At 44.4% G+C, this 6,028-nt stretch carries 4 protein-coding genes; all 4 read right to left on the bottom strand.

The window, feature by feature from the left end; all coding sequences use genetic code 11:
* Positions 1–524 precede the first annotated feature (524 nt).
* On the bottom strand, positions 525–2,006 hold the full coding sequence (xylE, locus tag ACMJ0U_RS00695; protein WP_417127498.1) for a D-xylose transporter XylE: 1,482 nt from the start codon (positions 2,004–2,006) through the stop codon (positions 525–527).
* 95 nt (positions 2,007–2,101) lie between these two features.
* A complete protein-coding gene (gene xylA / locus ACMJ0U_RS00690) occupies positions 2,102–3,418 on the bottom strand; it encodes a xylose isomerase (RefSeq protein WP_022054239.1) in 1,317 nt (438 codons plus the stop codon).
* A gap of 36 nt (positions 3,419–3,454) precedes the next feature.
* Positions 3,455–4,942, bottom strand: coding sequence for a xylulokinase (locus tag ACMJ0U_RS00685; protein ID WP_417127496.1), 1,488 nt, complete (start codon positions 4,940–4,942; stop codon positions 3,455–3,457).
* 20 nt (positions 4,943–4,962) lie between these two features.
* A complete protein-coding gene (locus tag ACMJ0U_RS00680) occupies positions 4,963–5,691 on the bottom strand; it encodes an NUDIX hydrolase (protein WP_417127494.1) in 729 nt (242 codons plus the stop codon).
* Between the last annotated feature and the right edge of the window lie 337 nt (positions 5,692–6,028).

The raw sequence follows: 6,028 nt of genomic DNA, 5'->3' as shown, positions 1-6,028 counted from the left end.
TCAAATATTATCAAACATATATATATTGCTAAATGATGATATTGATAACAGCGGAAATAATATTGATTAATTTATTTGATTAAGGTTTATATCTATATGTATAATTTAGACTTCAATATAACTAAGCTCGCATAACCTCTTTGGACTGGTTCATTATTTGATTGTGAGTACTAGATAAGATGAAGTGAGCTGATTTTGATAGTGACTCATGATATTAGAAATAACTCAATATTGATGTAAATATAGAGTTTGGAGTATAGAAGAAAATAACACCAAAACAGCTATTTGCACAAGAATTGCACAAATAGAGGAGAAAATAGAAGAAACAAGATAATTATGGATGAAAATAAAACATTATATTTGCTCTCGAGAATACGTGTAATGTGCTATATAATAGCATTATAAGGAATAGAAAGAAAACGTGTTATACGCGTTTCATAATCATGAGGTCCCCGGTTCAATCCCGGGTCCCGCTACTAAAAAAGGCTTTCAGAATTTCTGAAAGCCTTTTTTAGTTATTGTCTTTATTTCTGCCGTTCTTTCCACAAACGTGTCATGTCTTCCAGGGTCTTACCTTTTGTTTCCGGTACTAATTTCCATACAAAGATAGCTGCGATGATGCAGATAGCTCCATAAAGTCCGTACACAAACATGTGGCCGAACTTATCGCCCATATCACCGGCACTCATGTTGTACATGGGCAGGAAGGTAGATGAGACGATAAAATTGAATATCCACTGGAAAGCGACAGCGATGGCTACGGCTGCGCCACGGATGGTGTTAGGGAATATCTCTGCGATGAGCACCCAGCAGATAGGCCCCCAACTGAACATGAATGATGCACTGTAGACCATGATGCTGATGACGGGTACCATAGGGCTGATGCCAGTCGCGGCATTGCTGAGGGCTACTCCGAGTGCACCGATGGCCATACCAATGGAACCGTAAATGAGCAGAGGCTTGCGTCCCCACTTTTCTACAGTAAAGACAGCTAACAAAGTGAACAGGATGTTGACAATTCCCATGAATACCGTTTGTACCATCGGATTGCCCATACCCATACTTTCGAAAATACGTGGTGCAAAATAAAGTACGGCGTTGATACCCACTGCCTGCTGGAATACACTCAGCATGATACCGATAAAGATAACCATCCAGCCGTAAGTAAACAGCTTTTCTGTCTTTTCATGGGCAGTAGCCTTGATTTCCTGCAGAATTTCTTTTCCTTGTGACAGTCCGTTGATACGGCTTAATACAAACAGGGCTTTTTCGTCACGACCGGTCATTGCCAGGTAACGAGGTGTTTCTGGAACAAACAAGACTAAGAGAGTAAACAATCCGGCAGGAACGGCTTCACTGACAAACATCAGTCGCCATCCGGTTTCAATACTCCAGGCAGCATCTTCCGGATTCATGATGCGGTTGACTCCATCCACTATTTCTACTACCGGATTCAGGTGATCGCCTAAGATGAGGAAGTTGACAAAATAGACTACCAGCTGACCGAAGATAATGGCAAACTGGTTCCAGGAAACCAGTGTACCGCGAATGCTGCTTGGGGCGATTTCAGCGATGTACATTGGACAAATGGCAGAAGCCAGTCCCACACCTACACCACCTATGACGCGGTAAAAATTGAACGCCAACAGAAGTGAATAGGAGGGTTCTCCGTACGGAAATATCAAAAATTCCGGATGATATGAGCCTAAAGCAGACAAAAAGAACATGACGCCGGCTATCAGCAAAGAGAGCTTCCTTCCGAAATGGGAAGCAAAAAAGCCTGATAAAGCACTACCGATAATACAGCCTAGGAGGGCACTTGAAGAGGTTATGCCATGCCAGGAATCAGTGTAAACAAAGTCGTCTGCTCCCATGAAGAAAGCTTGAAGACCTTTTTCTGCACCAGAGATAACAGCGGTATCATAGCCGAATAGTAATCCTCCCAGTACGGCTACCAGTACGATGGAAAACAGATAACTTCTGCTTCCTTTTTCTGTGTAATTCATGATAATAAGATATTAAAAAAAGAGCCAGCATACCTGATCGGAGAAAGAATCTTTCACCGACGGGTATGCCGACTGCATACTGATAAATCAGCGTATTAGCAATACATATTTACAATAGCCTCATACAGTTCTTGTTTTCCACTGGTTTGTTTCGGTTCACCTACAGTCTTCGCATAAGCTACTACATCTTCCAGTGTCAGCTTGCCTTCTTCAAATTCTTTACCTTTTCCGTTGTCGAATGAAGCGTAGCGGTCAGCCAGCATTTTCTTGTAAGGAGATTCTTCCAGCAGACGTGCTGCATTTTCCAAAGCACGTGCCATGGCATCCATACCAGCGATGTGAGCGATGAAGATGTCTTCCAGGTCGGTAGAGTTACGACGAGTCTTCGCATCGAAGTTTGTACCACCGTTGCCCAGACCACCACCACGGATAATCTGCATCATAGCCTGAATCAGTTCATAGTTGTCGATAGGGAACTGGTCAGTATCCCATCCGTTCTGGTAGTCACCACGGTTAGCATCGATAGAACCCAGCATGTTGTTGTCTACAGCTACTGCCAGTTCGTGTTCAAATGTGTGACCAGCCAAAGTAGCGTGGTTTACTTCGATATTTACTTTGAAGTCTTTGTCCAGACCGTGTGCTTTCAGGAAGCCGATAACAGTTTCAGTATCTACGTCGTACTGGTGTTTGCTTGGTTCCATCGGTTTCGGTTCAATCAGGAAAGTGCCCTGGAAACCTTTGCTGCGTGCATAGTCACGAGCCAGTTTCAACATCTGAGCCAAGTGTTCTTTTTCACGTTTCTGGTCAGTGTTCAGCAGTGACATGTAACCTTCACGGCCGCCCCAGAATACGTAGTTTGTACCGCCCAGTTCGATAGTAGCATCGATGGCATTCTTAATCTGTACGGCAGCACGAGCTACTACATCAAAGTCTGGGTTAGTAGCTGCACCGTTCATATAACGTGCATGACCGAATACGTTAGCAGTACCCCACAACAGTTTGATACCAGTTTCAGCCTGTTTCTGTTTCAGGTAAGCTACTACTTCTTTCAAGTTAGCTTCGTATTCTTCGATAGTAGCTGCTTCGTCGCACAAGTCTACATCGTGGAAGCAGTAGTATTCGATACCGATTTTCTGCATGAATTCAAAACCTGCATCTACTTTATCTTTTGCAGCCTGTACTTTGTCAGGATTTCCTTTCCATGGGAAGCTTTTTGTTCCGCCACCGAACTGGTCGCCACCTTCAGCGCACAATGTGTGCCACCATGCCATAGCGAATTTCAACCATTCTTTCATCGGTTTGCCCAGGATGACTTTTTCTGCATCATAATAACGGAAAGCCATCGGGTTTTTGCTCTCTACACCTTCAAATTTGATTTTTCCAATACCCGGAAAGTACTCTTTTGTTGCCATAATATCTTTGTTTTATAAGTTAATGAATTGTTATATTTAATTGTTTGTTGATTTTTCAAGACATTCTTTCCAACGTGCGTATGCGTCGGCGTATGCAGCTTCGTCGGCAGCTTTCGGTTCGATGACAGCCAGTTTGTCGAGAGTGGCAAAAGCTTCCACATTGTCGCGGTAGATGCCTGCACCCATTCCGGCTCCCTTGGCCGCTCCTACCGAACCGTCTGTGTCATAGAGTTCGATGGTAGCATCTGTGACTCCGGCCAGCGTGTCGCGGAACAGCGGACTCAGGAACATGTTGGCATGTCCGGCATGAATCTTCCGTACATCCATTCCCATACCCTTCATGATGTCGATACCGTAGCGGAAGGAGAATACAATACCTTCTTGAGCGGCACGAAGCAGGTGGCTGCGGTTATGCAGGTTGAAGTTGACACCCTGAACGGAACATCCGATTTCCTGGTTCTGCAACATACGTTCAGCTCCGTTACCAAACGGAAGGATGCTGATGCCGGCAGCACCGATAGGAGCCTGAGCGGCAACCTCGTTCATTTCTGCATAGCTGAGGTCGGAAGCCAATGTGCGTTTCATCCACGAATTGAGGATACCCGTACCGTTGATGCAGAGCAATACGCCCAGACGGGTCTGTGAAGCAGTGTGGTTGACGTGAGCAAATGTATTGACGCGTGACTGTGGGTCGTAGTTGACACTACCGTTCACTCCGTATACCACTCCGGAAGTTCCGGCTGTAGAAGCAATCTCACCCGGATTGAATACATTCAGAGAAAGAGCGTTGTTCGGCTGGTCACCGGCGCGGTAAGTTACCGGAGTACCGGCTTTCAGTCCTAATTCCGCAGCTACTTTTTCTGTTACCTTTCCCTGTTCAGAGAAGGTCGGACGGATGTCAGCCAGTAAGGATGCGTCGATACCGTAATAATCCAGCAAGAAATCAGCTACCTTGTTTTCCTTGAAATCCCAGAACATGCCTTCCGACAAGCCAGAAACAGTGGTACAGATTTCTCCAGTCAGTCGCATGGCGATATAGTCACCCGGGAGCATCACCTTATAGGTGCGTTCATAAACTTCCGGTTCGTTTTCCTTTACCCAAGCTAGTTTGGAAGCCGTGAAGTTGCCCGGTGAGTTCAGCAAGTGTGACAAGCATTGTGTTTCTCCCAATGTCTGAAAAGCCTTTTGGCCGTATGGTACAGCTCTGGAGTCACACCATATAATAGAAGGACGGAGCACTTGCTGGTTCTTGTCCACGCAGACCAGACCGTGCATCTGATAAGAAATACCGATAGCCTTGATTTCTTCTGCTTTTGCACCAGAAGCAGTGAGAACGGCTTGTGTAGCCAGTTTCAAATTATCCCACCAGCTCTGTGGGTCCTGTTCAGCCCATCCCTGTTTGACAGCGAGGATAGGCGCTTCTGTTTTCGGGAAAAAGGCAGATGCTGCACATTTTCCGCTTTCTACATTGACCAGACTCGCCTTTACTGACGAGCTTCCTATGTCATAACCTAATACATACATCGTTATATAGTCTTTTAAAATTATCTTCTTGTCTTGTTGTAGATTTTCCGGTCAAACCGATAATACCTTGCGGCCCGGTGAGATACTCCCTGTTCGTATTCTTCCGTCGGTACGATGTATTCCATCATGGAAATCTTCTTATGGAAGTTGCGTACATCCAATGCCTTGCCGTAAATCACCTCATACAGCATTCGCAGTTGCAGGGCGGTAAATTTCCGTGGAAGCAGTTCGAAAATGCATGACGGGTTGAATTCGATGTGCTGCCGGATAAACTTCATGGCTTCTGCAATAATCAGATTGTGATCGAATGCCAGGTCCTTCACTTCTTCCAGTGCCACCCATTCTGCTTTGTATTCATCCAGGTTCTTGTTGAGAGTCTTGTCTATTTTTACCATGGCGAAGTAGGCGATGGTTACGATTCGTTCCACTTTGGCTTTTTCAGCTCTTTCCAGCCAGTGTACATCTTTGGGATTCTTGGTACGGCCTTTTGAACCGAAAGCCTTGAATTGCATCAGGTCTACATTTTTGAGTCCAGTCAAATCACGAAGCACTCGTTTGGCGGCATCATCCAAGTCCTCATCCATGTAGATAAGGCTTCCGGGGAGCTTCATATCGTGGAAAACTTCTCCGCTTTCTTCTCCCATTCTTTTTACGAGCAACACCTTTAGTTTCTCTCCATCGAATCCGATGACTACGCAGTCTACCGAGATGTGATTGTTGGCTAATTGTCCTGTGTATTCCATAAGCATTTATCTGTCTTCATTGCAAAGGACGTTTTTTTTATTGATATATGCAATAGGGCGTTTGTGGGTTGTAAAAGCTTATTGTTCAATAGAGTAAATATCTTATTTGATACAATATCGTGATATGGTGTTGTTGTGTCTTATACAATATGTATAAAAGGTAATTTGCAGTGCTGGCTTATTGGCAAAAGTACAACAACCTGAAAAATCGAATTTTCAATATTTTACGTAAGGAATATGTAAAGCCTCCTGCAATGGACTTATTGTATTTTACGTTTAAGTTGAAATTCCGATGCTTTATTTTAAGGACGGAGGGGGATAGTGGTAAGAATCTTTATGTGTT

This window comes from Phocaeicola sp., from assembly GCF_048170425.1.
Classification (GTDB): domain Bacteria; phylum Bacteroidota; class Bacteroidia; order Bacteroidales; family Bacteroidaceae; genus Phocaeicola.
The sequence above is the reverse complement of the archived record's forward strand: the minus strand, read 5'-3'. Positions and strand labels throughout refer to the sequence as shown.